At 64.8% G+C, this 26,690-nt stretch carries 29 protein-coding genes and 3 pseudogenes; 19 read left to right on the forward strand and 13 right to left on the reverse strand.

The window, feature by feature from the left end; translation table 11 throughout:
- The first annotated feature begins 245 nt into the window (after positions 1 to 245).
- From HCT51_RS13200 to HCT51_RS13215, 4 genes and pseudogenes are all read left to right on the forward strand, one after another.
- A complete protein-coding gene (locus HCT51_RS13200) occupies positions 246 to 914 on the forward strand; it encodes an NADPH-dependent F420 reductase (protein WP_166878790.1) in 669 nt (222 codons plus the stop codon).
- Positions 915 to 971: 57 nt separating this feature from the next.
- Positions 972 to 2,015, forward strand: coding sequence for an LLM class flavin-dependent oxidoreductase (locus tag HCT51_RS13205; RefSeq protein WP_166878793.1), 1,044 nt, complete (start codon positions 972 to 974; stop codon positions 2,013 to 2,015).
- 29 nt (positions 2,016 to 2,044) lie between these two features.
- A pseudogene (locus HCT51_RS13210) lies at positions 2,045 to 2,179 on the forward strand (superoxide dismutase); the annotation flags it as partial.
- Between the two features lie 205 nt (positions 2,180 to 2,384).
- Positions 2,385 to 2,723 carry a YciI family protein gene (locus HCT51_RS13215; RefSeq protein WP_166878797.1) on the forward strand — a complete coding sequence of 113 codons (339 nt, stop codon included), beginning with the start codon at positions 2,385 to 2,387 and terminating at the stop codon, positions 2,721 to 2,723.
- 160 nt (positions 2,724 to 2,883) lie between these two features.
- On the opposite strand, the gene HCT51_RS13220 is transcribed toward HCT51_RS13215, so the two are convergent.
- The 3 genes from HCT51_RS13220 to HCT51_RS13230 form a co-directional block, all read right to left on the reverse strand.
- Positions 2,884 to 3,189: a transcriptional regulator gene (locus HCT51_RS13220; protein ID WP_166878800.1), complete on the reverse strand. Its 306-nt coding sequence runs from the start codon at positions 3,187 to 3,189 to the stop codon at positions 2,884 to 2,886.
- Complete coding sequence (locus tag HCT51_RS13225) at positions 3,182 to 3,595, reverse strand: hypothetical protein (protein ID WP_224760490.1); 414 nt, start codon at positions 3,593 to 3,595, stop codon at positions 3,182 to 3,184. The genes HCT51_RS13220 and HCT51_RS13225 overlap by 8 nt, the downstream gene beginning before the upstream one ends.
- 201 nt (positions 3,596 to 3,796) lie before the next feature.
- Complete coding sequence (locus HCT51_RS13230) at positions 3,797 to 4,630, reverse strand: endonuclease/exonuclease/phosphatase family protein (protein WP_166878803.1); 834 nt, start codon at positions 4,628 to 4,630, stop codon at positions 3,797 to 3,799.
- A 140-nt stretch (positions 4,631 to 4,770) separates the two neighbouring features.
- On the opposite strand from HCT51_RS13230, the gene HCT51_RS13235 reads away from it, so the two are divergent.
- Together HCT51_RS13235 and HCT51_RS19025 are read left to right on the forward strand one after the other, a co-directional pair.
- Positions 4,771 to 4,956: a hypothetical protein gene (locus tag HCT51_RS13235; RefSeq protein WP_166878807.1), complete on the forward strand. Its 186-nt coding sequence runs from the start codon at positions 4,771 to 4,773 to the stop codon at positions 4,954 to 4,956.
- Positions 4,957 to 5,185: 229 nt separating this feature from the next.
- Positions 5,186 to 5,248 (forward strand): annotated as a pseudogene (locus HCT51_RS19025) (helix-turn-helix domain-containing protein); the annotation flags it as partial.
- Between the two features lie 32 nt (positions 5,249 to 5,280).
- Here the strand turns inward: HCT51_RS19025 and HCT51_RS13245 are convergent.
- Positions 5,281 to 5,481, reverse strand: coding sequence for a PLD nuclease N-terminal domain-containing protein (locus tag HCT51_RS13245; protein WP_224760491.1), 201 nt, complete (start codon positions 5,479 to 5,481; stop codon positions 5,281 to 5,283).
- A gap of 116 nt (positions 5,482 to 5,597) precedes the next feature.
- On the opposite strand from HCT51_RS13245, the gene HCT51_RS13250 reads away from it, so the two are divergent.
- The 4 genes from HCT51_RS13250 (at position 5,598) to HCT51_RS13265 (ending at position 10,429) form a co-directional block, all read left to right on the forward strand.
- On the forward strand, positions 5,598 to 6,734 hold the full coding sequence (locus tag HCT51_RS13250) for a M24 family metallopeptidase (protein WP_224760492.1): 1,137 nt from the start codon (positions 5,598 to 5,600) through the stop codon (positions 6,732 to 6,734).
- Between the two features lie 424 nt (positions 6,735 to 7,158).
- Complete coding sequence (gadC, locus tag HCT51_RS13255; protein ID WP_166878810.1) at positions 7,159 to 8,634, forward strand: glutamate/gamma-aminobutyrate antiporter GadC; 1,476 nt, start codon at positions 7,159 to 7,161, stop codon at positions 8,632 to 8,634.
- Positions 8,631 to 9,080, forward strand: a complete 450-nt coding sequence (locus HCT51_RS13260) for a hypothetical protein (protein WP_166878814.1) — start codon at positions 8,631 to 8,633, stop codon at positions 9,078 to 9,080. Before gadC ends, HCT51_RS13260 begins: the two co-directional genes overlap by 4 nt.
- 2 nt (positions 9,081 to 9,082) lie before the next feature.
- Positions 9,083 to 10,429, forward strand: a complete 1,347-nt coding sequence (locus HCT51_RS13265; protein ID WP_166878818.1) for a dipeptidase — start codon at positions 9,083 to 9,085, stop codon at positions 10,427 to 10,429.
- On the opposite strand, the gene HCT51_RS13270 is transcribed toward HCT51_RS13265, so the two are convergent.
- Both HCT51_RS13270 and HCT51_RS13275 read right to left on the reverse strand, forming a co-directional pair.
- On the reverse strand, positions 10,408 to 11,667 hold the full coding sequence (locus HCT51_RS13270) for an APC family permease (protein WP_224760493.1): 1,260 nt from the start codon (positions 11,665 to 11,667) through the stop codon (positions 10,408 to 10,410). The two genes, HCT51_RS13265 and HCT51_RS13270, sit on opposite strands and share 22 nt — an antisense overlap.
- 660 nt (positions 11,668 to 12,327) lie before the next feature.
- Positions 12,328 to 13,056 (reverse strand): alpha/beta fold hydrolase, encoded by a 729-nt coding sequence (locus tag HCT51_RS13275; RefSeq protein ID WP_166878823.1) that lies wholly within the window; start codon positions 13,054 to 13,056, stop codon positions 12,328 to 12,330.
- Between the two features lie 51 nt (positions 13,057 to 13,107).
- On the opposite strand from HCT51_RS13275, the gene HCT51_RS13280 reads away from it, so the two are divergent.
- The 5 genes and pseudogenes from HCT51_RS13280 (at position 13,108) to HCT51_RS13300 (ending at position 15,852) form a co-directional block, all read left to right on the forward strand.
- The gene (locus tag HCT51_RS13280) at positions 13,108 to 13,845 is read left to right on the forward strand and encodes a helix-turn-helix transcriptional regulator (protein WP_166878826.1); all 738 of its coding nucleotides are present in this window, start codon (positions 13,108 to 13,110) and stop codon (positions 13,843 to 13,845) included.
- A gap of 292 nt (positions 13,846 to 14,137) precedes the next feature.
- On the forward strand, positions 14,138 to 14,566 hold the full coding sequence (locus HCT51_RS13285) for an ester cyclase (RefSeq protein WP_166878830.1): 429 nt from the start codon (positions 14,138 to 14,140) through the stop codon (positions 14,564 to 14,566).
- A gap of 246 nt (positions 14,567 to 14,812) precedes the next feature.
- On the forward strand, positions 14,813 to 15,163 hold the full coding sequence (locus HCT51_RS13290) for a GNAT family N-acetyltransferase (RefSeq protein WP_370626834.1): 351 nt from the start codon (positions 14,813 to 14,815) through the stop codon (positions 15,161 to 15,163).
- A 100-nt stretch (positions 15,164 to 15,263) separates the two neighbouring features.
- Positions 15,264 to 15,383: pseudogene (locus HCT51_RS13295) on the forward strand (transcriptional repressor LexA); the annotation flags it as partial.
- Positions 15,384 to 15,474: 91 nt separating this feature from the next.
- Entirely contained in the window at positions 15,475 to 15,852 is a 378-nt protein-coding gene (locus HCT51_RS13300) for a hypothetical protein (protein WP_166878834.1), read from the forward strand.
- Between the two features lie 9 nt (positions 15,853 to 15,861).
- Here the strand turns inward: HCT51_RS13300 and HCT51_RS13305 are convergent, their stop codons facing one another.
- The 3 genes from HCT51_RS13305 to HCT51_RS13315 form a co-directional block, all read right to left on the reverse strand.
- Complete coding sequence (locus tag HCT51_RS13305; protein WP_191413627.1) at positions 15,862 to 16,026, reverse strand: hypothetical protein; 165 nt, start codon at positions 16,024 to 16,026, stop codon at positions 15,862 to 15,864.
- Between the two features lie 213 nt (positions 16,027 to 16,239).
- Positions 16,240 to 16,560, reverse strand: a complete 321-nt coding sequence (locus tag HCT51_RS13310; protein WP_166878839.1) for a hypothetical protein — start codon at positions 16,558 to 16,560, stop codon at positions 16,240 to 16,242.
- 587 nt (positions 16,561 to 17,147) lie between these two features.
- The gene (locus HCT51_RS13315; protein WP_166878843.1) at positions 17,148 to 17,561 is read right to left on the reverse strand and encodes a hypothetical protein; all 414 of its coding nucleotides are present in this window, start codon (positions 17,559 to 17,561) and stop codon (positions 17,148 to 17,150) included.
- 138 nt (positions 17,562 to 17,699) lie between these two features.
- Here HCT51_RS13315 and HCT51_RS13320 point away from each other — a divergent pair, with 138 nt between their 5' ends.
- Positions 17,700 to 17,984, forward strand: a complete 285-nt coding sequence (locus HCT51_RS13320) for a hypothetical protein (protein WP_166878846.1) — start codon at positions 17,700 to 17,702, stop codon at positions 17,982 to 17,984.
- A 405-nt stretch (positions 17,985 to 18,389) separates the two neighbouring features.
- On the opposite strand, the gene HCT51_RS13325 is transcribed toward HCT51_RS13320, so the two are convergent.
- On the reverse strand, positions 18,390 to 20,519 hold the full coding sequence (locus HCT51_RS13325; protein ID WP_166878849.1) for a transcriptional regulator: 2,130 nt from the start codon (positions 20,517 to 20,519) through the stop codon (positions 18,390 to 18,392).
- A 157-nt stretch (positions 20,520 to 20,676) separates the two neighbouring features.
- Between HCT51_RS13325 and HCT51_RS13330 the strand changes: the two genes are divergently transcribed.
- On the forward strand, positions 20,677 to 21,510 hold the full coding sequence (locus HCT51_RS13330) for an alpha/beta fold hydrolase (RefSeq protein WP_166878853.1): 834 nt from the start codon (positions 20,677 to 20,679) through the stop codon (positions 21,508 to 21,510).
- A 406-nt stretch (positions 21,511 to 21,916) separates the two neighbouring features.
- Positions 21,917 to 22,633 carry a GNAT family N-acetyltransferase gene (locus tag HCT51_RS13335; protein ID WP_166878857.1) on the forward strand — a complete coding sequence of 239 codons (717 nt, stop codon included), beginning with the start codon at positions 21,917 to 21,919 and terminating at the stop codon, positions 22,631 to 22,633.
- A 100-nt stretch (positions 22,634 to 22,733) separates the two neighbouring features.
- Here the strand turns inward: HCT51_RS13335 and HCT51_RS13340 are convergent, their stop codons facing one another.
- Positions 22,734 to 23,918 (reverse strand): IS30 family transposase, encoded by a 1,185-nt coding sequence (locus HCT51_RS13340; protein WP_224760494.1) that lies wholly within the window; start codon positions 23,916 to 23,918, stop codon positions 22,734 to 22,736.
- A gap of 181 nt (positions 23,919 to 24,099) precedes the next feature.
- On the reverse strand, positions 24,100 to 24,786 hold the full coding sequence (locus HCT51_RS13345) for a hypothetical protein (RefSeq protein ID WP_166877892.1): 687 nt from the start codon (positions 24,784 to 24,786) through the stop codon (positions 24,100 to 24,102).
- 445 nt (positions 24,787 to 25,231) lie between these two features.
- On the opposite strand from HCT51_RS13345, the gene HCT51_RS13350 reads away from it, so the two are divergent.
- On the forward strand, positions 25,232 to 25,402 hold the full coding sequence (locus tag HCT51_RS13350) for a hypothetical protein (protein ID WP_166877890.1): 171 nt from the start codon (positions 25,232 to 25,234) through the stop codon (positions 25,400 to 25,402).
- Positions 25,403 to 25,657: 255 nt separating this feature from the next.
- On the opposite strand, the gene nrdF is transcribed toward HCT51_RS13350, so the two are convergent.
- Positions 25,658 to 26,677 carry a class 1b ribonucleoside-diphosphate reductase subunit beta gene (nrdF, locus tag HCT51_RS13355; RefSeq protein WP_166877887.1) on the reverse strand — a complete coding sequence of 340 codons (1,020 nt, stop codon included), beginning with the start codon at positions 26,675 to 26,677 and terminating at the stop codon, positions 25,658 to 25,660.
- Positions 26,678 to 26,690 lie beyond the last annotated feature (13 nt).

Genomic DNA, 26,690 nt, shown 5'->3' on the forward strand with positions numbered 1-26,690 from the left:
CGAACCCCATCAACCGACCCGTAGCGCGACCTTGAACGGGCAGCAGCGTCTGCTGATGGACATGCAAAAACCCCTCTGAGCCTATTTCGCTACCTGCGCCGTTGATGTCCGGTGGACGAAGGCTGCTAACTATTAGTTAGTAGGTTACCGCACCTTTGCCCTGTCTTGCTGTGGTTGCGATCGTTGATACCGGCGCCAGTACCTCTCAACGGAGGCGCGCCGCATTCAGAAGCGAAAGGTATTCCATGGTCAGAACGATTGGCATCCTCGGGGCAGGCCGGGTCGGCAGCGCCGTTGCCCGCACCGCACTGAGGGCCGGCTATGACGTCAACATTGCCGGATCTGGGGCGGGGTCGGACATCGAGCTGCTCGTCGACATCGTTGTTCCCGGAGCGCGCGCCATGTCAGCAGCGGACGCCGTCGCGGACTCAGATCTGGTGATCGTGGCTGTGCCCCTGCACAAGTACCGCACCGTCTCGCCCAGCATTCTCGCGGGCAAGATCGTGATCGACACGATAAACTACTGGGCGCCGATCGACGGCCGCCTGAACGACTTCGACATCGACGTCCGCAGTTCAAGCGAGATCATCCGCGACTACTTCCCCGGCGCACGCGTGGTGAAGACGCTCAACCACATCGGATACCACGAGCTGGAAACCGACGGTCTTCCGGCTGGCAGTGAGCATCGCCGTGCCCTCGGCGTCGCAGGTGATGACGCTGCGGCGGTCACCGTTGTCATGGACATCATCGACCGTCTCGGATTTGACCCGGTACATGCCGGATCGCTGCAGACCGGTGCCGCCTTCCAGCCCGGCACCGCCATCTTCGGCGGCCGTCACAGCGCCGACGAACTGCAGGAGGAACTGAGCAGAAGCGCTGACACCCCATCCCTGAGCGGCGCCGAGCGCGGCTGACTGTTCGCCACACCCGGCGAGCACACCCTTCATTCAAACCAGACATTGGAGATACCCATGGAACTAGGCGCCTACAGCTTCGGCGACACCCAACTCAACCCCGACGGAAGCCAACGCTCCACCGCGGAAGCCGTCCGCAACCTGTTCGACGCGATCGTGCACGCCGACCAAGCCGGCCTTGACTACTTCGGAATCGGCGAGCACCACACGCTGAGCATGCCCGCCTCGTCGCCCGGAGCGATGATCGCAGCCGCGGCCGCCGCGACCGACCGGATCATCCTCGGCAGCGCCGCGAGCATCATCAGCACCGACGATCCCGTGCGTGTCTTCCAACAGTTCGCGACCGCCGACGCGATCTCCGGCGGCGGCCGGGTGGAGATCACCGCCGGACGAGGCTCCTCCGTGGAGACCTTCCCCCTCTTCGGACACGACCTTCGCGACTACGACAAGCTGTACGCCGAGAAACTCGACCTGCTCATGACCATCAATGAGAGCGACTCCAAGCGCGTCACCTGGTCAGGATCTGTCCGCCCGACCCTGAATGACCTCGCCGTGGTGCCACGTCCGACCGGTGGTCGGCTGCCGATCTGGCTCGCCACTGGCGGCAACGCGTCATCATCCGCGAGGGCCGGGCAGCTCGGGCTTCCAATCTCCTACGGCATCATCGGCGGGGAGCCACACCGGTTCGCGCCACTAGCCGAGCTGTACCGCCGCACCGCCGCCCAAGCAGGACACACGGGAGACAACATCAAGGTCTCCGTTGCCGCAGTCGGGCTGGTCGCGCCGACGAAGAAGGAAGCGCTGGAGCGCTTCTACCCTGGCTGGCGCAACCTCGTGACTGAAATGGGTAAGTTGCGCGGCTGGGCCGCCCCCGACAAGCGCGCATACGATGCGCAAGCCCAGGCGCCGGGGGCGTACTACGTCGGTGATCCCGACGACGTTGCGAAGCGCATCGTACACCTGCACGGGTACCTCGGCCACATGCGGCACTTCCTGCAGACCGATGTCGGCGGCCTCCCTCACGAGCACCTTCTGGAATCCATCACGCTGCTCGCCACCGAGGTGAAGCCTCGCGTCGAACGCCTCCTCGCCGCCAAATAGCCCGAACGACCACCAACGAAAGGAACACAATGAACAAGTTCACCCTGCCCGAACTGGACTACGACTACGCCGCGCTGGAGCCGCACGTCTCCGCGCGCATCATGGAACTGCACCACAGCAAGCACCACGCCACCTACGTCGCCGGCGCGAACACCGCCATGGAACTAGAAGAACGACAGTGACCGAGACGCATGCCTCGGCAACCGACTCGTTCAGATCCAGTCGCCAGCGGTCCGCGAGTTCATCCTCAAGCACCAACGCCCGGGCGCCTTGACTGATTCGTAAACCGACGTCGAACGGGACGAATATCTGAAGCTGCGCTGGGTCCTAACCGTTGCTGTCCGGTCCGTCCGGGGGCACCATCGAGACATGACCAAATACCTCATCTCCTTCCCGAGCGAAGCCATGGTCCTCACCGAGGAAGAGTTCCCGATCGTCGTCGCTGAATCCCACGCTGTGATCGAGGAGGCGAAGGCTGCCGGCGTCTACGTATTCGGCGGCGGGATCGAGGAGAAAGTCGATCCCGTGCTGGTCTCCTCCGACGGGTCAATGGGCACTGAAATCTATTCGGGCAGCGAACTTACAGGCGGGTTCACCGTGCTGGAGCTGCCGACGCGCGAGGACGCCGTCGAGTGGGCGAGAAAGATCGCGGTGGCCTGCCGTTGCTCGCAGGAACTCCGCGAGTTCGGGTACGACCCGGACAGTTAACGTGCGATCGCCCGTCACGCATGGGTCACCGCCGCCGAGATGACCTAGATCGAGAGCCGCCCCATAGCCGGACCCTGAACGGCAGCAAACCCCATTCATACGAATAAGCTCGCCCGCCAGTGACGTGAATTTGCGAATCCCTACCGGGACCGCTTGCAGATCAGGCGGAGGACCCAGCGATCTGCTGCAATGCACGCACGTGCGCGTCGAACGCAGATCGTCCCGCCCGGGTGAGGGACAACCAGGTGATCCGGCGTGCGTCGCCGCGGCCAGCGGAGGCGGTTTTGCTGGAGGAGACGTATCCGATTGCGGTGAGAGTCTTCAGGTGCTTGGAGAGCGTGGCGTCCGACACGTTCAGTGCGTCGCGCAGGACGGCGAAGTCAAGGTGGTCGACCGGGCGCAGGAGCCCACAGATGCGCAGCCGCACAGGTGCATGGATGGTCTCGTCGAACCGTGCCTCACTCACGGCGCAATTTCTCCGCTGCCGATTGAAAAGCAACGCCGGCCAGCCATGTGGTCGCCGCGAACGCAGCCAGGCTGGTCAGTACGACAGCCCAGTGCATGTTGAACGACACGAGGCCAAGAGAGACACTGAAGAGCACGAGACAGGCGGCGATGATCCCGACGACGGCCCAGCCGGCACGCGCGCCCATACTCCGGAAGCGGACGCCGGTCTCGCGCTGGATCAGATACGCGATCACGAGCGTCCCGACCAGAGCCAGCCAACCCGACGAGGGCGGTTCGTAGCTCTCGCCGGGATTGGTGGCCGCCGCAGCGGAGACCCACCACGCGCCCACGCCTCCGAAGGCGGCCAGCAGCACCCAAGGCACGTGGACGCTCGCAGCGAGGCGCTCCCGGTCGGTCGACAGCACATTCAGAGCATCTGTGGCTTCGTCTGGCGACGGACGCTTAGATTGACTTTCCATAACGGAAAGCATAACAAATACTTTCCGAGTCGGTAAGCGACTTCGGCAACGGCTAGATTCGCCGAATGGATGCGAGTTCGCGGACCGGGATGCCGGAGGTTCAGCGCGACTGGGGATTGCTCGTGCGAGCCGCCACCTGTGAAGGATTTAGGACGCGGTCGTGACGAGGTTCAGGACCGCCTGCACCGCCGCATGGTCGGACGGCCAGCCGCCCTCGTACCGGGTCACGTTGATGGCGGCCTTTGGCACCGCGATGCCGGGGGTGACGAGGATCCAATCGATGCGCTTGCGGTCGTGCCGCGGCGGACGGTAGTCCGGGAACGTTCCCCACACCTCGGTGAGTCGCCTATCGGTGGTGTCCCAGGTGTCCAGCAGCAGGCCCTGCCCGGTGAGGGCGTCGTATGGGTCGGTGTCGGCATCCGTGTTGAAGTCACCGGTCATGATCGCCGGAAGCGGCGAAGCGGACACGATGCTCCGTAGCGCGTCGGCGGATCGCAGCCGCGAGATGCGGGATTTGTGGTCGAGGTGGGTGTTCACGGCTTGGAACTCGGCGCCAGTGGCGAGGTCGCGGAAGGTGGCGTCGACAACGACGCGCGGAACGTGGTTGCCCCACGAGCTGGATCCGGGCACGTGCGGGGTGTCGGAGAGGGCCGTCTGCTGCCACGCGAGCACGCGCAGCCGCCGGGAGTCGTAGAAGATCGGGCAGCCCTCGCCGCCGGTGTTGGCTTCGCGGCCGTGTCCGATCGAGCGGTAGTGGTCGCCGAGTGTGTGCCGCACGAAGCTGGCCTGGTCGAACAATGCTTCCTGCACCCCGAGCAGCGCGGGCTGCTCCGCCTGGAGTAGTCGTTTCAATAGTGGCTGGCGGTGAACCCACCGGTCGGGGCTGCGCGGGTTGATATGCGGCAGGCGGCGACGGATGTTGTAGCTCATGACGTGCAGATCAGGTGCGCTGACGGGGCCGATGAGTGCGCTGTCCGTCATGTGGCCAGCCTATGTGCGGCCAGTTGAGCTCCTGCCTGCACCCGCCGGTCGAGCAGGCTTCCCGCTGGTCGAGGTTGTCGAGACCCCCAACGGGTGACGGAATCGCTCGAAAACCTCTATCGAGGATCAGCCCCAAACACATGCCGCGACAAGGCCTGAATATCGCGGTGACTCCAGAGTCGACGCTGGTCGGGCACGTCAACTACATCCTGATGAACATCTTCCGCGAGCAACGCGTGGGCGGCGGCTTCCCCGGCGAGCTCGATTCCCCGGTGACCGAGCGGCACATCGAGCCTGCTACCTTCCCAATCGACGGGTCGACGTAACCGCCATGCGCATGGACACTGACCCGCACGTCTATGCCATCGGGGCCGACTTGGGTGATCGGATACTCACCGCGGTTGTCTCGCGCGACGACCTCTCGCATTTGACCCTTGCGTTCGCGACACCTTCCATACCGCCGCTGCCGCCTGACTCGGCGGGGTCAGCTTCTACGCGCTGAAACGGCCTTCATAAGCCGGACGCCGATATCTTCCCTGTTGTGACTCGCGGGATGCGATCTGCCGTGTACTCGACTGTCAGCCGGGGGACATCCTGGAATACAAGCCAGATTCCTGATTAGCCTGCTCACTACCCGGTGGTGTTGAGCATCAATTCTTCTGCAAGGCCGCCGACCGACCGATAGCAAACCACAGGATCGGACCAATCAGCGGGAAGAAGAGCACGACTAGTACCCACAGCACTTTCGGTATCGGCTCGGACGGGGTGTGGGCGATGCTCACGAGCGCCCAAATCGCGAGGGCCAGTGGAACGAGGCCGACGAACAGAAAGCCCAGCGTGAAGAGATCCAAGTAATCCTCCGGGAACGTTGACTGCTGCGAGTGCAGCCAAGCGTACGGTGCGGGAAGACTTCTCAGGGCTCGGGCGGGGTGCGATCCTGAGACGGAGGCACAAGGGAGGCAGTGCGATGAAGCCACAGATGCGATCGGAACCCAGCAGGTTCACGAGCGACGACTATGCGGCCCGGATGGCTCGTGTGGTGGACGACGCGCTCGAGGCGGGACTTGACGGCGTCATTGTGACGCCTGGCCCGGACCTGTTGTGGCTCACGGGCTACCGGCCGACCGCGATCACCGAGCGGCTGACGATGCTGGTTCTCGCCCCCCACGGGCGCCCGACGCTGCTCGTGCCCGTGTTGGAAAGGCCCGATGCGGAAGCCGCCGAAGGCTCACCCGGCGTGGCGATCGTCGACTGGGTCGATGGGACGGACCCGTACCAGGCGGCCCGTCCCTTGCTGCAGCGGGACGGGCGGTTCGGGATTTCCGACTCGGCATGGGCGATGCATCTGCTCGGACTGCAGGCGGCACTGCCCAATACCCGCTACCGGGCGTTGAGCCAAAGCCTCCCGATGATGCGCGCGGTCAAGGACGCCAACGAACTCGGCCGCCTCGAGATGGCGGGCGCCGCCGCGGACGCGACCTACGGCGAGATCGTGAAAATGCGGTTCGCCGGCCGGCGCGAGACGGAGGTGGCTGCAGACCTGGCCAGGCTCTTGCGGGAGTTCGGGCATGAGCAGGTCGACTTCACCGTAGTCGGCTCTGGCCCCAATGGCGCTAACCCTCATCATGAGGCAGGCGATCGGGTGATCGAGCAGGGTGATGCGGTGGTGCTGGACTTCGGCGGTCTCATGTACGGCTACGGGTCGGACACGACCCGCACGGTGTGCGTGGGCGAGCCGTCGGCACAGGTGCGGGAGGTCCACGAGGTGGTCAGACGCGCACAGCAGGCGGCGTTCGAAGCGGTCCGTCCGGGGGTGCCGTGCCAGGAAATCGACCGGGTCGCCAGGGCGGTGATCACCGAGGCAGGGTATGGCGAGGAGTTCATCCACCGCACTGGTCACGGAATCGGTGTGACGACCCACGAGCCGCCGTACATGGTCGAGGGCGAGGAGCAACGCCTCCGGCCCGGGATGTGCTTCTCGATTGAACCGGGAATCTACCTCGCCGGCCGCTTCGGCGTCCGTATCGAGGACATCGTCACGGTCACCGACAGCGGCGGTGAGCGGCTCAACAACACCGACCATGCCCTCCGTATCGTCGAGTAGGGCCTCCCACAACGAAACGCTCCCGAGAATTCTCAGGAGCGTTTCGTTTTCTGGCGGTTCTTGAAACAGTTCTTAGAACGGCCCGTCTGGTCGGGTGGCCCGTTCACCCAGATGAACAGCTCTAGTGCCATGGCCTCATCCTGCCAAGCGAACCCGCCGTTCAGTAGCGCCTTTGTCGCCTGGAGCACCGCACATCGACCCCGCGGAAATCGGACAAAAGGCCCATTGACGAGGAGCAGATCTGGGAGCATCCTGAGTTTCAGATCGGCATCTCAGCGCCACTAGCGGGTGAGCGGGGCCCTTTCTGTAGGGCACAGCGTTGGGGTGCTCTGAGAAGGGCGGACGCCATGATCAAGCGGTTGAAGTCGGAGCTCCACTGGATCGCAGGGCGGCCCGCAGCGACGCCCCGATCAAGGATGTCGCAATGAGCACCAAGGATGCCTCGGCCAGCCGCGCCCGAGGCGGAGGCATCCCGGGCGGGAAGCCGCCGGCAACGGCCTATATCTCGTGGATCGCACTCGCACTCATGACCACCGCCTCGGTGGCGAGCCTGCGACCGGCGCCCACGATGGCGGTCTACGGGCTGGCGGCGGTGTTCCTCTACCTCGTGCCCGCGATCGTCTTCCTGCTGCCGACGTCGTTGGTCTCGGCGGAGTTGGCGTCGGGGTGGAAGGGCGGCGTTTACAACTGGGTGGCTACCGGCATCTCGAAGCCGATGGGCTTCCTCGCCGTCTGGTGCCAGTTCGCGATGACGATCTTCTACTATCCGACCCTGCTCGGGTTCGTGGCATCGACGCTCGCCTACGTGATCAACCCTGCCCTCGCGAGCAGCGGGGTCTGGACGGCACTCGTGATTATGGTCTGCTACTGGTCGGGCGTGTTCATCTCGTCCCGAGGGACGAAGGGCGTCGCCGGCCTTGCCGGCGCCGGCCTGATCATCGGAACGCTGATCCCCGGCGCCCTGCTGGTGATACTCGGTGCCGTCTACCTTGGACAGGGCAACCCGTCGGCCGCGCCGATGACCGCGGCGAACTTCTTCCCGCAGTGGGCGGGCCTTGCGAGCCTCGTGCTGATCGTCAACAACTTCCTGTCGTACAGCGGCATGGAGATGAACGCGGTGCACGTGTCGTCGCTGCGCAGGCCCGCCAAGGAATTCCCGAAGGCGATCTTCCTCTCGATGGGCCTAGTGCTGCTGATCTTCATCCTGCCGGCCCTGGCCATCAGCTGGATCGTGCCGGCCGACCAGCTCTCGCTTACCGCGGGCGTGATGCAGGCGTTCGACGCGGTGCTCGCGGTGTTCAGCTGGCAATGGCTCACCCCGATCATCGGCATCGCGCTCGTAGCGGCTTCGCTTGGTGGCATGCTGACGTGGCTGGCCGGACCATCGAAGGGTCTGCTGTTGATCTCGCGCCAAGAGGGATACCTGCCCCCCTTCCTGCAGAAGCTGAACAAGAACGGTGTGCAGCAGAACCTGCTGGTCACGCAGGGGCTCGTCACCACGGTGATCGCCCTCGGCTACGCGCTCATCCCCAACGTGTCCAGCGCTTACTGGATCTTCTCGGTGATCACGACTCAGGTGTACCTGATCATGTACCTGCTCATGTTCGTGGCTGCCGTGCGGCTGCGGCGCAGTCACCCCGACCACCCGCGCGGCTACCGCGCACCAATGCTCATCGGCCTGTGCGGCATCGGCTTCGCCGCCTCGCTTGCCGCCCTGCTCGTCGGGTTCATCCCACCCTCGCAGTTCGGCGGCGGCAACCCGTGGGTCTACTTCGTGATCGTCGCCGGCGGTGCCCTCGGCCTCGGGCTGCTCATACCGTGGCTGTTTTACCGGTTCCGGAAGCCGTCGTGGAAGCTGCCGGAGGCGGCTGCTGAGTCGGAGGAGGAGGTGGCGAAATGAGTACGGGGACAGAACACTCCACCCGACGCCAACGCTCATGGGTCTATATCGTCGCGGCCGTTGTGCTGGTGATCCTTGCCGTGTGGGCGGTGCTCTCGTTCAGCACGGCCCGCCAAACCCAGCGGGCCATGGAAAAGGCCGATGAGCTCATTCAGACGCTCGAAGACGCCGGCGCGACGGCAACGCCCGAGCCGGAGGTCATCGCCCGCGTACTCGGCGACGACGGCGGCGCCGCATGCGCCAACCCAAACCAGGCGCTGAGCCGTGCGACGCTGTACGGACTGCTGACGAACGGCTCAGGCGGTCCGGGCACACGTCCGGTGATCGTCGACAACAAGGTCATGCAGGGCCAGCTGGCCATCATCAAGGTGTACTGCCCCGATGAGCTGGACGAATTCCAGCAGTTCGTCGACAGCCTCGAGACCACCGACTCGGCGAACGGATGACGATGGACCTCCGCGCTCGCATCAGCGAGCTGATGGCGACCGTGCAGCCCGAGCTCGCCGAGCTCGTGGCCATCCGGTCGGTCGCCGACCCGCGCCAGTTCCCGCCCGAAGAGTGCACCAAGGCGGCGGAGTGGGTACGCGACCGTTATGCCCAGCTCGGCTTCGCCGACGCTCGACTCGAGATCACTCCCGATGGCAGCCAAGCCGTCGTGGGAGCACGTCTTTCTGCCGATCCAGCTGCCGTGACGGTGCTGCTGTATGCGCACTACGACGTGCAGCCCCCGCTCGACGAGTCCGCATGGCGCACACCACCCTTTCAACTCACCGAGGTGGACGGGCGCTGGTACGGACGCGGGGCTGCGGACTGCAAGGGCAATATCGTCATGCACCTGCTCGCACTGCGAGCGCTCGGCGACGACATCCCGGTGCACCTGAAGCTCGTCGTCGAGGGCTCAGAGGAGCAGGGCACGGGTGGCCTCGAGGCCTATGTCGCCGCCAACCCCGACGTGCTGCGGGCGGACACCATCCTGGTGTGCGACACCGGGAACGCGGCGGTCGGAAGGCCGGCGGCGACCGTCAGCCTGCGGGGCATGGCAAACGTGGTCGTAACCGTAGAGGCACTCGCCTCAGAGGTGCACTCGGGCATGTTCGGCGGCCCGGCTCCCGACGCGCTGGCCGCCCTCATCGACATGCTCGCCGGCCTGCGCGACCAGCGGGGCAACACGACGATCGAGGGTCTTGACGCGACTCAGACGTGGGACGGCGAGCGGTACGCGGCCGAGCAATTCCGCGCCGACGCCGGCGTACTGGACGGCGTCGGACTGCTCGGCGACGGAGCCGTCTCAGACATGCTGTGGGCGCGCCCCACGGTGACCGTGCTGGGGATTGACTGCCCGCCCGTGACGGGCTCGTCGGCCGCGATCGTGCCGCGTGCCGCCGCCCGGCTCAACCTCCGGATACCGCCCGGCACCGACGCGAACGACGCCCACGACGCTCTTGTGGCGCAGCTGCGCGACCATGCCCCGTGGGGGGTTAACGTCGACGTACGGACGGAAGCGGTCGGCGCACCGTTCAGAGCATCAATCGAAGGGTCGGGGTTCCGGGCGATGGGCACGGCGATGCACGAGGCGTATGGCACGCCGATGGCCACCCTCGGACAGGGCGGATCGATCCCGCTGTGCAACGTGTTCGCCGACACGTACCCGGGTGCGGAGATCATCCTCCTCGGAGTGGAGGAGCCACTCGCGCTCATTCACGCGCCAAACGAGAGCGTCGACCCGTCCGAGATCGAGCGGCTCGCGCTGGCCCTTGCGCTGTTCCTCCGCAGCTACGGCGCCGCTCCCGGTTGACGCACCCGCTTCCAGACCAGGTCGATGGTGACGGCCAGGGCGATGATGACCACGAGCGCGATCGCCGTCGCAGGTTCGTCAACGAGGGTCGTCGTGCAGAACACCACGAACGTGCCCAGCGTGGCGACGAGCGCGACAATGAGCACGAACAGGTTCCCGCCCGTCTCTCGACGCACGCGGAAGTGCGCCACCGTCACAGTGGAGAACACGAGCAGGGCTACCGCACTGCCGATCGAGGCGATGCTGTTGAGGTTGAAGGACGTCACCAGCAGGATGGTCATCCCAGCCATCACGAGCAGCCCGACCGGTGCACGCAGGGCCGTGCGGGCGAACAACGGAGGGAACTGGCCAACGGAAGCAAGCTGCCGGGTCATGCCCACCGAAGGGTAGAGGCCCGCATTGACGGCGCCCGTCGTGGAAAATAGCGCCGTGATGACCATGAGCACGTACCCGGCCTCTCCGAGGGTCGGTTTCGCCGCTTCAGCCAGCGCCGTGGTGCCGTAGGTGGTCACCTGATCGGCCGTCAGTGTGCCGAACACGCCGAGCGAGACCGCGACATAGATCGTCGTCGCGATGGCGAGGGCCAGGTAGATTGCTCGCGGCAGTTGCCGGTGCGGGTGGGGAAGGTCCTTCGCGGTGAACGTGATCTCACGGAAGCCGAGGAACGCGAAGAAGGTCAGGGCGACGCTGGCGATGATCTCACGCACTCCGGGATAGCCCGACGGGGCGAGCAGGGCGAGATCCCAGTTCGCGATCGTGACCACCGCGAACACCGTGAGGATGGCGAGCACAATATTCACGATGACCGCCTGCACGCGCGCGACGGTGCTGGACCCGATCGCGTTCAGCATGGTCATCACGAGCACCAGCGCGACCGAGAACACCTTCGACCAGAACACGTCGTCATCCGCGAAGACTGAGCTCGCATAGCCGCCGAACGCTGCGGCGACCATCGCCGTGACGATCGCACCCGCGACGTAGAACAGCCAGGCCGTGACGCCGGCCACATGGCCTTCGCCAAAGCCGCGCGCCACATACGTGAGGATGCCGCCGCCGGTCGGGAACGTGGCGCCGAGCTTCGCGAATGAGTAGCCCTGCAGTCCCGCGATCGCGCCGGCGACGAGGAAGGACACCCAGACTGCCGCGCCTGCAACCGCGCCGGCGGCACCGAGGAGTGCGAAGATCCCGGCACCAACCATCGAACCCACGCCGATGAAGGTCGCCTGGAGGACCGTCATCCGCCGAGCAGATTCCGTAGTCGACATCGCCATCTCCTCGAGCGCTCGACTGGGCGAGTTGAGCGCCAGCATAGTGAGCGCGCTCCATCCCGTCATCCCCTTCGTGCGTCTGAACGATCGCCACCTAGCAAGTCCCCGTGGCGCCTGTCTGCAACGTCTTTCGTGCTGGTGGTGCTGCTCTTCTGCGCCGGATCGACCAGCCGTCTGTGCGATCATCTTGCGAACTGCACCGAAAAAAACAGGGTGTAGTTGGCGTCAATTGGTGCGGTGGCCATATTCATCATGGCCGTCACCACTTGGCTGGCCAGCCGGTCGTTGCAACCAACTTAGGGGGGCGCGCCGCGGTGTCGGCACGCACGTTGCTCACCGCGACAGTTGGCCGCGACAGTTGGCATGGGCTTCGCGGCAGCCTCACTTTTCTCTGCGGGGGTTTGCAATCGCGCTCTGACCGTGCGCGCGACGAAGTCTCTCAGGGACCTTCAGCGGGCGCTTCGAATGGGTCCATCGGCGTTGCTCTCCAGATGTAAAGAATCGCAAATTTGTCTTAGCTTTCGACGGAAGCGGATGGAGGCGATCGTTGGCAATGGTCGGCCGTGATGATGGAAGACGTTTCTGACGGGAACGCTGTGTCGGGCACATAAGAGTGGGGGTGCACTGCCCCTATCGGCCTGCGGCGGCCGAAATGAGGTCGGCGAGGTCGGTGGGTCGGGACCACATGGGCCAGTGTCCGGTGGGTAGGTCGATGTACTCGACATCCGAGAGCTGCGCCACTGCGGCGAACATAGGTTCGCCCGCCGCAGTCATAGCTTGGACCGTCTCGCTGGGGATGGAGCAGCACACCAGCGTGGTGGGTACGGCGTGGCGTCGTTGATCATTCAGTACCACTGGCTCCCGGACGGCGCCGGCGGGGTGCGGGACCGCTCGCCTGCGGAACTGGGTCAGGGATTCCTCGTCCAGCCCCGTCAGGCTGCCGCCGGCGGCCACGAGGTCCTCGAACGATGGCAGGACGAGCTCCGCGACGCCGTCGCTGAGGTCGGGGCGCGGCACCGAACCGTCGGCTGTCGGACCGCTATCGACGTAGACGACGCGGGAGACTTGGTCGGGCGCGGCGTCCAGAACCGCGGTGGCTACCGCCCCGGCGCCGCTGTGGGCCACCAGGACAGCATCTTCCCCGACCAGCGATAGTGCACCGTGGACTGCGGCGACGTGATCAGCGAAATGGATGCTGTCACGGGGCACCGACGCCCGCTCCAAGCCGGGCAGCGTGATCGCAGTGACTTGGTGGCCAGCCGCGCGGAGGCGGTCGGCGACGATGTCCCACGCCCAGGCGCCGAGCCAGTATCCGGGAACGAGGACAACGGGACGGGGTGTGCGCTCTGTGATTGTCATGAAGTGAAGTCTGACGGGTCTCAATGACACCCTTATGGCACCATTTAGACCGTGAATCGAATCGACCGTCTCTACGCCATGCGAGAGGAACTCCGCCGCGCTGGCCATACCGGGCGGACCGCGGAGCAGCTGGCCGCGGTGTTCGAGGTCAGCCTGCGCACCGTCAAGCGGGATATCTCCACGCTGCAGCAGGCGGGTTTCCCGGTATGGGCCCGCCTCGGACGGAGCGGTCGTTATCTGGTCGACGAGTCCGCGACCCTGCCACCGGTCACGTTCACCCCCACCGAAGCGGCAGCTCTTGCGGCGGCCGTCGAGGCTCACCGCGGCCAGCCCTTCGACGGCCACGGCCGGGCTGCGTTGACCAAGATCCTCAATGTCATGGAACCGCCCGCACGTGATCGAACCGCCCGCCTGACCCGCCGGATCTGGACCAACGAGGACGGCACACCGCACGGTTCAAAACGCGTGCGCACGGCGGTGGAGTCTGCGCTGGAGCAGCGCCGTGTCCTCGCGCTGCGCTACCGCGACGCCAACAGTGAGGTCACCTCCCGGCGCGTCGACCCCCAGCTGCTCGCATACACCGACGGTCACTGGTACCTCATCGCGCACTGCCGACTGCGCCAAGGCGTGCGCTGGTTCCGCCTGGACCGCATCGAGCACGCCTCTGCCACCGCCGAACTCGCCGTCGACCTACTGCTCGAAGAGATCGGTCAGCCGCCTCAGACGGCGAGACCCGTCACCAGCAGTGGGGCCGGCGATGTCTGCGATGCTACGCCGCACCCGAATTAGAGCAGGAGTGCTATCCGATTCGGCCAACCGAGCCGATATTGCGCCTTCGGTGCTTACATCTGGTGCTTCATGCTTAGACCACCACTTGAACCGGCGGATGGTTGAACCACGATGTGCTCGAATCCGCGAGCCGTTTCAGTGACGCTGAACGGGCACCGATTCAACGTTGACGGTGGTCGTTCTCAGTCGGCAACATTCGTCAGACGAGGCGGCAGGCCACGCCGGGCGCGGGACGACCTTGACCTCGGGTGGGTCGGGCACTAACTTGCCCCTTATATATGGAGAGGTAGTCATGGAGCCCGAAGAGAACAAGGCACTTGTGCGGCGGTTCTACGCGGAGATCGATGCCGGAAACGTTGACGCAATGGATGAGTTGGTTGCTGAGAACTACATCGACCACAATCCGGCGCCGTTTCCCGGACTACCGGCTGGGCGTGAGGGGCTGAAAAGAGCTTTCGAGATCTTCTGGAATGCCACACCCGGTCGGCATGAGATCGAGGACCAGATCGCCGAGGGCGACAAGGTGGTAACGAGGCTGACGGCGTACGGCCGCCATGATGGGGATCTTCCAGGCCCGCTGCGCGCCACGGGCACGAACCTCCGCGAGACGGCGGTGGCGATTCACCGCATCGCGAATGGCAAACTCGTCGAACACTGGTCGGATAGGAACGATCTCGCGCTGATGCAGCAGCTCGGCGTCATCACACTGCCGGGACCCTGAGCGGGCACGTTGAATGATTTCTGGTGTTGCTCGCAGATCGCGCTGATGGGCGGATGGGAAGGGGGCCAGCGGGACGGGCATTACGGCATTTCGCCTAGGAACCGGAAGTCTAGGCATGGGACTCAAACCGGTCTCAGCGCCCAGGAGGTAAACGCCGTGCAACACCACGTCAATGTCTGACTTCACCATATCGACCGCCCTCCCAGTGTCCGATGCGGAAGTGCTTTCGCTATATGACTCTGTTGGTTGGGCGGCGTACACCAACAACCCAGAACTGCTCTATCGAGCGATAAAGAACTCATCTTTGTAGTAGCGGCCCGGAGCGAACACGGCAAGCTAATAGGCCTCGCTCGGACCATCTCCGACGATGCGACAATCTGCTATCTGCAAGACATCCTGGTGAACCCGGCGTTCCAAGGAACCGGCGTGGGACGTGCCCTTTTCACTCAGGTGAAAGAGCGGTACCAGCACGTTCGGCAAACGGTGCTCATCACCGATGATGAACCGCAGCAACGCGCCTTCTACCAATCCATGGGAATGACGGAGCGATCAGATTTCGATTCAGGTCCCGTGCGCGTCTTCGCCCAGTTGCGCTGACGCGCGGCCGATCAACCACCTAGGACGAAACGCTGCCAAATCAATCCGTCGCCGGCGGTGATTTCCCGCTCCCCCGCCAGCTGGTCGGCAAGGGTGACCTGTTCATCCTCAAGGCGACGGCCACACCTGGCTATTGCCGCGCAACTCGAACTTCGAACCCATCCTCGGCGACTACGCCGAGGTGCTCGGCAAGGTCGTGGCGGTGCTCCGCTCGGTCTGACCGTCGGGGATCCGGATCGAACTGCGATTGCCGATGTCCGATGACTACCCCTAGGGTGAGCGCACAGCGTCCTCACTGAAGGGAATGTGTCATGTCAGCACGTGCTCGTGTCGGTCAGATTGTGCTCTGCGTGTTATTTGTTCTCACCGGAGTCATCGCGCTCTCCACCCTGTTCGTGGATGACCCGTTCCCCTATGACGCCCAAGTGCTCATCGCATCGTTCGGTGCGGCGTTCGCACTCATCGGGTTCGTAGCCACCTTGGGCGGGATCGGCACCCGCTTAGTCTGGCTCTCCCTCTGGACACTGCCCCTGTTTCTGGCGTCGCACGTCGTCACGCTCGGAACGTGGCTGCCCGACGCCGTCCTTGGCGCGGTCGCGATCGTCGCGCTGCTCCTCTCACGTCCGCGCGGCGTCGAATTCGCCGCCACGCGTGCAACGCGGGAGGACGTCGAGCAGGCAACTGCCTGACCGCCGAGCTTAGGCGCGGCGTTCGACGAAGTCGCTGAGCGCGTCCACCCCTGCCGGGTGAACCAGCGCCCTCACTCGCGTGCCCTTCTCCAGATACTCGGTCTTCAGCACCCTGCCCTGCACGTGCAGGCGTGAGATGACGTCGCCCCTGTCGTATGGCACCAGCAGCGTCATCTCGACCTCGGGCGCGGGCGTTTCGACGCTGATTGAGGTCTAGCGAAAGGGAAGGATTTTCGCATGATGCGGACCTCTTCCGTCCCCTCTGGGTCACTCGCCAGACGCGGCGAACATTGCGAGGCGGCTATCGAGGCGGCGATGAATGGTGCTATTCCGATCGTGGCGCCTAGCCAAGACCAGTTACGAGCGAAGCATCAGGAACGCTTCTCCTCACGCTGGCGGCGGGCATGCTTCGAAGATTGCCCTCTCCTCGTCTATTTCCATCGGGAAGTGCCCCGTTGTGGGGAACCAGCCCTGGTCAGGCCAGTTGGCCACAAAATCCTCGCGTGACGGCCCGGGTGGGTTCTCGATCCCGTTGGCTTCGTAGCAGGGTGCGAGGAACTGGGTCAGATAGTCGTACACCCAGCCGAGTTGCGCGTCGTTCGGCGGGGCGAAGGGCTGGCTCCGATGCCTGCCCAGGCAAACGTAGGCGCCCACCGCGTGCTCTTCCAAGTCTGTGGTCCATTCCATCCCGCTGACTTTGCCGTACATGTCAGTGCCGAGCCCGAACGGAACCCCATCTCGGCGAAGCAGGCGCTCAGCACCTCAGTGTGATCCTCTGTCGTCAGGTAACCAGCGAAATGGACATCGGGGCGCACGGCGTTCGGGTGCGCGGCCACCACCCGTTCCCAATCCAAGTCCAGTTGCTCCACGCGCATGACCTCGACTTGCTCGTCGGTCAGCTGATCCCGCGGCGGAGCCGGACCGAGGTCCGGCATGGGCACGGTCACGGCAAGCGGCGCCGGGGTCTCAATCGGCTCGGAATCCGGTGCGCGGTCGGTGGCGCAGCCGGCAAGGCCGATCGCCGCCAGAGTTGCGACGGCGATGGCAAGACGTGGGCTCAGTCTGGGCATGGGGTCCTCGTCGAAAGGGCAGTGGGCTGTCTGTCACTCAGCGACACACTAGCCACTTATCACACTGAAGTGAAGGTTGCTCTGCTTCGAGGTGGCTGGCTGCTCCACTTCGCCGACGCTGAACGGGCAGCACTTCCAACTTGCTAATCGGGTTCGATGAGGCGATCCACTTCGGAACACTCCAACCCGTCACGCGCGTGGCCGCGCTCCTACTGTCGGAGTCGCTTAACTGTCAGCCTTCACTCTCACGTTGTCGCTGATCGCCGTCCACTCGTCGTCATCCTGGGCGGGAGCCGGAACGAGCTGCACCTCGTCGACACCGATTCCGCTGACCACCGAGTAGGCACCGCAACCGATCACCGGCCACTCCGGGTCGGCAATCGCCACGCACTCCGTGGGACGCCCGGCGGCGTCAACTTCCTTGATGAGGTAGTAGTCGACGCCTTCGTGCGTCGCGGAGAAACGGGAACTGGCCACGTCGTACTCACCGAGATCCATCTTGTCGAACACTGCCGGCAGCTCGTCCTCCGCTGTCTGCTCTCGGTCGAATATCGGGTAGCCGCCCGAGGCGGTGCAGCCCGTGATAACAGTGAGCAGGGCGAGTGCACCGATGGCGACCGACAAGCGACTGACATTCACGCTCGAACTCTACCGTGGGCCTGGGAAGCGACTCCGGACCAGCTCGCTGGGCGTCCGTCCGGTCGGGGGGACGCTGAGCGGGCAGCAGATTTGGGCAACCAAGGGATCCGAGTCTCGGCGAATCAGTAGGTTAGTCGAATGCAAGCACGGACGATCGATCCTCGTGACCAGACCACCGAAGTCGTCGACCCTGCCTACCGTGTCTTTTTCTGGACGGGCATGGAGTGCGAGGCGTGGGAGCTCTCCGAAGCAGACCTAGACGAGGTGTTGTCCTGGATCGCGGCCAACTCAGCAGGACGGATGCACAGCCTTTGGGCGGTCACGCGCTCACTCGGAGAAGTGGAACTCGTCCGGCTGCGCGGCTTCGACCCGACCGCTCCCGTCGACACCTGGCCGCGATGGTCGGCAGAAACACCCTCGTAGGTAGGCTCATTCACCTTTGACGGCGGTATCAACACACGGAGGAATAGCAATAAAGGTTTCAGGGGCGGCGTTAGTTTCGATCCTCGGCGCGATCGTTCTGGTTTCAGGAGGCGTAACTCTGTTCCAGTCCGGCCTATATGCCGATGCCACCGGAACCAGCGGGTGGAACCCTTGGCTGTGGGCCATCTTCTTCGCGGGACTCGTTCTGACGGTGTTCGGGGTGATTCATCTCGTCGGAGCGCTCCTCACACGATTTGACCGAAACGTCCAGGGAAATTAGAGATTACTTCCCTCAGACCGATGTGGCCCCGGCCATCGGACGCTGAGCGGGCGCCTTTGCCGGCGCGTCCAACGCGCCAAGACGCGACAAATCTCTGGAACGGTACAACAAAGTGGGCGGAGCTTTCAGATCCTCCAGGAACCGGTGACGCGTGAGTCCGGCAGGTAGACGCAGTAGGTCCCCGTCCGGATCGCCCGATCGAGGTGCTCCCCCAGCGGGGGGTCGTGCTGACGAATCCGACCCATGGCATGGCGGACCGCCCGGGTCACGCTGACGCGGGCGCGTTCCGACGCGGAACTGGCGCGCCGGCCACGCCCGCTGAGCCCGAAAGCGCGCGACAGCTCGCGGATGAGGAAGTCACGTTCCGCCTCCGCCTGGACAACGCGTCCGCTGTCGCTCATGAGTCGCGCCTCCTCAAGGTCCTCATCGATCTCCGCAAGCCGCCGGCGGTAGGCGTTCTTGGCCTGGGTGTCGAGCAGTGCACCGGCGTCCCCCCATCCGGAAGGCGTCAGCTCCGGATCAGGCACACCAGGATGGGCCGCGGCTGGATCCACCCCGCTCGCCACGAGGTCGAGCACGTGGAACTCCCGACCGGGATGCGCGAGGAGCCGCGCGAGATAGTGCAGGCCCTTCAGATCACGCAGCGCAATAATGTGATCCTCGAACGAGATGGACCAGTAGTCGCCCTCCCGGCGAAAGGCGTTGGGGTCTGACTTGCGGTCGCCGACCTGCCGCGTCCCCGCCTGCGACGACGGTACCGCCCCGGAAGGGCTGCCGGCCAGAAGCTTCCGGCCACCAGCCCCCGCGGTGGACACGGTGCGGTCCGTATGACGTTCTGTTCCCGGGTTTTCGACGGCGGCGCTGGCTGCCCGCAGCTCCAGGTGGGCACCGGCCTCATCCCCCGCGGCGCGATGTGCATGTGCAAGCCCGGTGCGCGCCAACGCGACCTCGTACGGAGCCCCCACGAGGCCCCACAGCCGGGCGGCAGTGTCGAACGCGTGCCGGGCACCCGCCACCTCGCCGGCTGCCAACCGCACTCGTCCGTCTGCCATGGCCGCGCTGGCCGCCAGTGCCCTGCTCTGGAACGTTGCGGCCACCCGCGCAAGTTCGTCGGCCGCGTCGCGGGCAGCGGCGAGGTCTCCGGCCGCCACCTCGATCTCGACCCGCGCGGCCAGCAGCGGGGCCCGGCGTAGGTCGGTGTTCGGCGGCAGCTCCCTGGAAGGGACGGTCAGAGGATGTTCGAGCGCGTCTCTGATGGATGCTGACGCCAAAGCCACGTCACCCTGAGCCAGTCGCACCAAGGCGAGTCCCGGCTCCGGATCCCACCCAGCCTGGCGAGCTGCGAGGAAGGCCTCCTCCGCACCACGCAGATTGCCCATCTGGAATCGCACGCGGCCCAATTCGGTGAGCGGCCACCCGAACTCGCGTCGGAGGTAGGGTCGGAGCTCCGCGCACGCCGCCAGGGCCACCCGCTCAGCCTCGGCGGACGACCCACGCAGCCGCAGGATCTCGGCATGGTGGACGCGGCAGCGCCCGTGGATGCTGCCGATACCGTTTCCGTGGCGCCACCGCTCCATGGCCTCCGTCCACTCCTCGGCGAGGTCGTACTGGGCGAGCCCCTGGAGCATGCACACCAGCTCGCAATAGACCATTCCCGTCGATATAGCATCGAGTTCACCGGAGATGGTGGCCACCGCTGCTTCGTCGACGAGTTCGAGGCCCCGGCGCACGTCGCCCTCCAGGATCACGGCATGCGCCTCTGCCACCCTGCCGAGGGCGGCCGCGGCCGGGTTGCAGGCCGAGCCCACCGTGATGGCCCGGCCGGCCCATTCATGGGCGGCGCGGATGTCGCCCATCATCAGGCGCTCGTAGCTCTTGATGACCGCCAGCCATGCATGGACCGGCGTCTCGTCGTACCCCACGAGGAGTCGCTCCGCCCGCTTGACCCACCCGCGGATCGGTGCCATCAGCGCGGTGTCCATCAGCAGGTGCAGGGCGACGCGGGCCGCCGCGCCGGCCGCCGCGATGGGATCGCCGAGGCGCACAGCCTCAGCATGCGCACGTTCCCACGCCTCGATCGTCACGTCGAGATGACCGGCGGCGTATGCGGCCTCGGCCAGAAGCCCCAGGTCCTCCACCGAAAGCCGGACGCGCGCGTCCGCGCCGACGAGCAGGTCGTACGCCTGCGGCCAGTCACCGCTCGAGGCTGCCCCGCGCGCCTGCTCCACCAGCGCCGCTTCGGCGTCGTCGTACATCGCTCACCGATCCTCAGGCATGCCCGCTCCGACCCGGTCCCGGCGTAACACCGGGGGTTACCCGGGTAACAGTCTTTCTCACGCATAGAGGTTTACCAAGCCCGATCCCCGGCAACGGGACACGCCGGGAGACGGGCCAATCACAAGGAGAATCCCCATGAACACGAACGTGACGAAGCTGCCACGATCAGGCACGGTGCAGACGAACGGGCAGGTGCTGTATTACGAGGTCCATGGTGAAGGACCGGCCCTCGTTCTGGTGATGGGGATCGGGTACGACTCCTCGCTCTGGACTTTGGCACAGGTCCCGGCCCTGTCCACGCAGTTCCGGGTGGTCTTGGTCGACAACCGCGACGCCGGCCGCAGCTCGAAAGCCAGCAGCCCGTACAGCATTGCAGACATGGCAGATGATCTCGCCGGTCTGCTCGACGCACTGGGGATTCAGCGGACCCACCTGCTGGGGCTCTCCATGGGCGGGATGATTGCCCTGGAGTTCGCCCTGCGACACGAGGACCGGCTGGATCGGCTGGTCCTCGCCGGGACGGGAGCAGCGCCGGCACGAAGCGCCGTAGATCCGATCCAAATCTGGAGCTGGGTCAAGGCGAACGACGCGACCGGGAAGGTGTTTGGCGGCCAGCAGCTCACTTCGCTGTTCTCGACGGCCTTCCTTCGGAACCACGAAGCGGTAAAGGACACCACCGCGCTGCTGGCAAGCAATCCGTACCCGATGAGTCCCGGGGCATACGGGCGACAGGCGAATGCCTACCTGCAGTTCGATGCCCTAGGTCGGCTGGGCGCGATCACGGCCCCGACCCTTGTCGTCGTGGGTGAGCAGGACCTGCTGACACCACCGTGGATAGCGCGCGAGGTTGCCGACGCGATCCCCGGCGCACGGTTCAAGGTCATCCGAGGAGACGGGTCCTCGCACGTGGTGCCGATCGAGCGCCCCGACGACTTCAACCGCCTAGTTTCGGACTTCCTTGCCGAGTGACTCACCCGTCGCACGCCTCGATCAACGACTCACGCATTTCACCGCCCGCACCGCAATCAAGCCGGGCAGTCGAGCCCACGGGCTCGACAACAGCAGTGTCTGGAGCCGGGCGAGGGCTTTCCGGGCGCGGGGTATCCGTTCCACCTGCGGTACAACAACAGCACCTCCGCGCCCGTCCCCGGAACCGGAAGTCGTTTTTAGTGGCGTCTTGGTATCGCGTAAGCCGGACCTCAAGCGGGACACGTCTCGCAAGCAATGGTGTCTCGCAACCTATCGTTTGCGGGCACGTTTCGGGTCGCGCCATAAATGTGAGTTGATCGATCTGTGGCGGTGTTCTCTGATGGCTCCGTGGCGTTAGTTGCCGGTGATGAGGATGCTGACAACACCGTTCTCGTAGCCTTGATCTGTGAACACGGAATACTCTGATACGGAGCCCAACCAGTACGGCCAGCCCATCGGTCTCGCCCTGCCCCACTGGACCGCTCGGCGGCTGCCAGACGCTGACCAGCTGCCAGGCCGGTACTGTATCCTCGAACGCCTCGACGCGGCACGTCATGCCGATGATCTCTCGGCCGCGTATGCCGCCGCCTCCGACGACAGCGACTGGACTTATCTGCCGGTCGGGCCGTTCGACTCGTCCGCGCTGTATCGCGATTGGCTGCACGCGCAGGCGCAGGCTGACGACCCGCGACACTACGCGGTCATCGACGCGTCAAATGGACGGGCTGTCGGCACCCTCTCGCTCATGAGGCACGACCCGACCAATGGTGCGATCGAGGTGGGGTGGGTGATCTTCTCCCGCGCTATGCAGCGAACTCCGATGTCCAGTGAGGCACACTTCCTCCTCATGCGCTACGTCTTCGACGAGCTGGGCTACCGCCGCTACGAGTGGAAGTGTGACAGTCTCAACACTCCGTCGCGTCGAGCCGCCGACCGCCTGGGCTTCAGCTTCGAGGGCACGTTCCGCCACTCGACAATTTACAAGGGGCGCAACCGCGACACGTCGTGGTTCTCGGTCCTCGACCGCGACTGGCCGCAGATTAAGGAGGGCTTCGAAGCCTGGCTCGCTCCTGAAAACTTTGATGCGGACGGGAAGCAGCGGTCGGCGCTGCGCACTCGATGATCCAGGTGGCGGAGATGACCCCGTCTCTGGAGCGGTTGCCATGCGTCGCAACGCCCACGCCCGGAAACGATGGGTTTTGAGACACCGAGGTTAGGCGGATTCACGCGGTCAGTGCATCACCGGTTGGTTTCGATGGGTTCGAGAGTAGCCTGTCGAGGACTTCGGCGGGGGTGTGCCAGCCGTGGCGTTTGCGGGGTCGGGCGTTGAGTTCGGCGGCGACGTTCTCGAGGATGCCGGGGCCGTGGACGGAGAGGTCGGTGCTCTTCGGGAAGTATTGGCGCAGCAGCCCGTTGGTGTTCTCGTTCGAGCCGCGCTGCCAGGGTGAGTGCGGGTCGCAGAAGTAGATGTCCATGCTGGTGGCCAGGCTGATCTCCTGGTGCCGGGCCATCTCCGAGCCCTGGTCCCAGGTCAGCGACCGGCGCAGCTGTTCGGGCAGGGACTGCATGGCGGGGATCATCGCGTCGGCGACGGTGCGGGCGGTGTGATCGCCGGGCAGGTGCAGCAGCATCACGAACCCGGTGCTGCGTTCCACCAGGGTGCCGATCGCGCTGTTCGAGGCGGTCGAGCCGATGATCAAATCGCCCTCCCAGTGCCCCGGGACGGCGCGGTCTTCCACCTCGGCGGGGCGTTCGCTGATCATCACCATGTCCTTGATCGGCCCGCCGCGGCTGCCGGAGTCGTGCGGTTTGCGCAACGCCCGACCGGTGCGCAACGCCAACGCCAGCTCGGCGCGCAGGGCGCCGCGGCCCTGGACGTAGATGGTTTGGTAGATCGTCTCGTGGGACACGTGCATCTCCGGGTCATCGGGGAACTCCAGCCGCAACCGGCCGGCGATCTGTTCCGGGCTGTAACGCTTGCGCAGCAACGCCCGAACCTTCCGACGCAAGGGTAACCGGGTCAGCTTCCGCGGCTTCGGCCGCCGGCCACGCCGGTCGGTCAGCGACTGGGCAACGGTGGCCCGGTAGCCCTGACCGGTCCGGTTCCGGGCCAGTTCCCGGGAGATCGTCGACGGGTCACGGCCCAACACGGCCGCGATCTCCCGGCCGCTCTGCCCAGCGGCGTTCCGGACCGCGATCTCCTCCCGCTCCTGGAACGTCAGCCGGGCACGGGGCACTGGCGCTGTCCGCGCCGATTCGGGGATCACCCCGCCAGCCTCCCGGAACCAGCGGTATCCGGTCGGCCGGGACACGCCGACGCCGAGCGCCGCATTGGTCACCGACAGCCCGGACCGCACCCCTTTCCAGAACAAGCTCCGCACCTGAAACGGGTAGCCGGGACGAGCCATCACAACACCTCACAAGTTCGAGGTGATGCACTGACCGCTTGAGCTCAAGTTACGAGACAGTCGATAAAGCCTGGGGCGGTTCATCACAAACGTGTGCCGTATCGAAACCTCGTTTACGGAGTGTGGTTTCGGGGCAGAGTTTGGCATGGCAGTCCCGGCTCACGCTCGCGGCGGCGTCCGTTTACTCGTAGGTTTTCAGGGAGAAGTCAAGAAACGGCAGGCTCTCGCGGGGAAGGACGCTCGTGCACACCACATGCTCATCGACGCGGAATCCGACGGCGTGGACAAATGGATCGGTGTCGATCTGCACGGCAGGACGGTCGCGGCCGTCGACGTTGGTGGAGGCTTCCGTCACCGCGGTGGGCGTGACTTTCCAATCGTTACGCGTGCTCGGGCCAGCGGGAAGGCCAAGCTCTTCACGGAAGCTGTTGCGCAGAACGTGGTTGGTGTGGTCAACGAGCTGCTGCGGAAGTGAGTCCCGCTCGCGATCCGGCGAAGCATGCCAGGCGGTGCGGACCGCATCCCAGAGCATTGGGTACCGGAACATCTGAGCTTGCTCGATCAGCCATTTGGGGCGACCCCACGGGGGCTCTTCTTCGAGGGCCCGACGCGTTCGTTCGTCCAGCTCGATCTCGTTGCGAGGGTCGGAGTGGTCGTCGGGATATTTCCACAGCGTGTAAGTGAACAACACCGACAGTTCCTCCTGGCCAACTGACCCATTGCTCTCCGTAAAGCCGGCAATCGGTGCACGCGTCAGCGACGGCTGCGGTTTGAGTTGGAACACAGGGAAGCCAAGACTCCGCACCCGTGACTCGGACTCGATGCTCGGGTCCGGGGCATCTGTCGGTACAACTCCGCCGTACTCCATTTATCCAGTCTGACCCGCGCCGTCGTAGATTCCCACAGTCGTTCGAAACTGATGAGTTACGACGCAGGTGGGTTATGAGACTTCAGAGAAAGCGTGTCATCTGGATTCGTTGCCCGTGCGTCGGCAGCCCCAGTGTTTCTTCGGTGGTCGCGAGCTCGTGCTGAAAGCGGGACTCTGGCTCGGTCTGAGCGAAACCGCATGACGCGGAGAAGTTCCCATCCTTCCAGCGCGAACGCAAGACACAGCCGTCTTCCACGAGGGCCGGTGAGCAAATCATCGGGCTGCAGGCTCATGAGGCCACCCTATGGGTCCCTAGTGACGCGGTGGGCTGGCCCGAGATCGAACCTGAAGCTGAATGCCCATAATCGGACGCTGAGCGGGCACCGGCGATCATCTATCGAAGTAGTTGGACAGCCCGCATGCGTTCGATCGATAGGATCGCGAAATGGATCCCATTTGGCTGCTTGTCATCCTGATTCTGCTCGTCCTGTTCTCAAGCATCAGCATCGTTGCTGCTCTTCGTCGAATCGCTGACGCGACAGAACAGGCTGCGGCACATCTCGAATCTCTGGCTGCTGCATCCGGTCCGAAGGTCAGGCCGTTGCCTGGAGGTTGACCGGGCAGCGGATTTCATCCGTGCTCAACGGGCTCGCTCGTCGATGACCAGAGTCAGCGGGAATACTAGAGGCTCTTACGGACGCCGCAGTGGGGCCGCGGGCGTGATGTCGCGCAATTCCCGCAAGACCCGCCCGCTGATGCGCCCTGTCAGGGAGCCTCGAACGCAACAAGTCTGTTCCAAGACAGTTGTCGCGATCGCCACTGCAACGGAATCGCGACAACTATCTTGGTGATGGGCGGAGGCGGCGGGGGCCTAGAAGTCCCAGTCGTCGTCTTCCGTGTTCACGGCCTTGCCGATCACGTACGAGGAGCCTGAGCCCGAGAAGAAGTCGTGGTTCTCGTCGGCATTCGGCGAGAGCGCGGACAGGATCGCCGGGTTCACGTCGGTGACCGTCTTCGGGAACATGGGCTCGTAACCGAGGTTCATCAGCGCCTTGTTGGCGTTGTAGTGCAGGAACTTCTTGACGTCTTCGGTCAGGCCGACTCCGTCGTAGAGGTCCTGGGTGTACTGCACCTCGTTGTCGTAGAGCTCGTAGAGCAGGCTGAAGGTGTAGTCCTTCATCTCCTGCTTGCGTTCCTCGGTCTCGTTCTCGAGACCCTTCTGGTACTTGTAGCCGATGTAGTACCCGTGCACGGCCTCATCGCGGATGATGAGCCGGATGAGGTCAGCGGTGTTGGTGAGCTTGGCGCGAGACGACCAGTACATCGGCAGGTAGAAGCCCGAGTAGAACAGGAACGACTCGAGCAGGGTCGAGGCAACCTTCCGCTTCAGCGGGTCATCACCACGGTAGTAGTCCATGATGATCTGAGCCTTCTTCTGAAGGTTCTCGTTCTCGGTCGACCAGCGGAACGCAGCATCGATCTCCGGCGTCGAGCTGAGCGTCGAGAAGATCGACGAGTAGCTCTTCGCGTGCACCGACTCCATGAATGCGATGTTCGTGTAGACCGCTTCCTCGTGCGGGGTGATCGCATCCGGGATCAGGCTGATCGCGCCGACGGTGCCCTGGATGGTGTCCAGCAGAGTGAGACCAGTGAACACGCGCATGGTCATCGTCTGTTCCTCGGGCGTCAGGGTCGCCCACGACTGCACGTCGTTGGAAAGCGGCACCTTCTCGGGCAGCCAGAAGTTGCTGACCAGGCGGTCCCAGACCTCGGCATCCTTGTCATCCTGGATGCGGTTCCAGTTGATCGCGTTGACGTGGCTGACCAGCTTGACCTTGCCCTGGTGGGCGGGGTCGTTGGCGGCCGAGTTGACCTTGTCGGTGAGAGTCATCAGTTGTGTCCTT

The organism is Salinibacterium sp. ZJ450, assembly GCF_011751885.2.
GTDB lineage: Bacteria > Actinomycetota > Actinomycetes > Actinomycetales > Microbacteriaceae > Ruicaihuangia.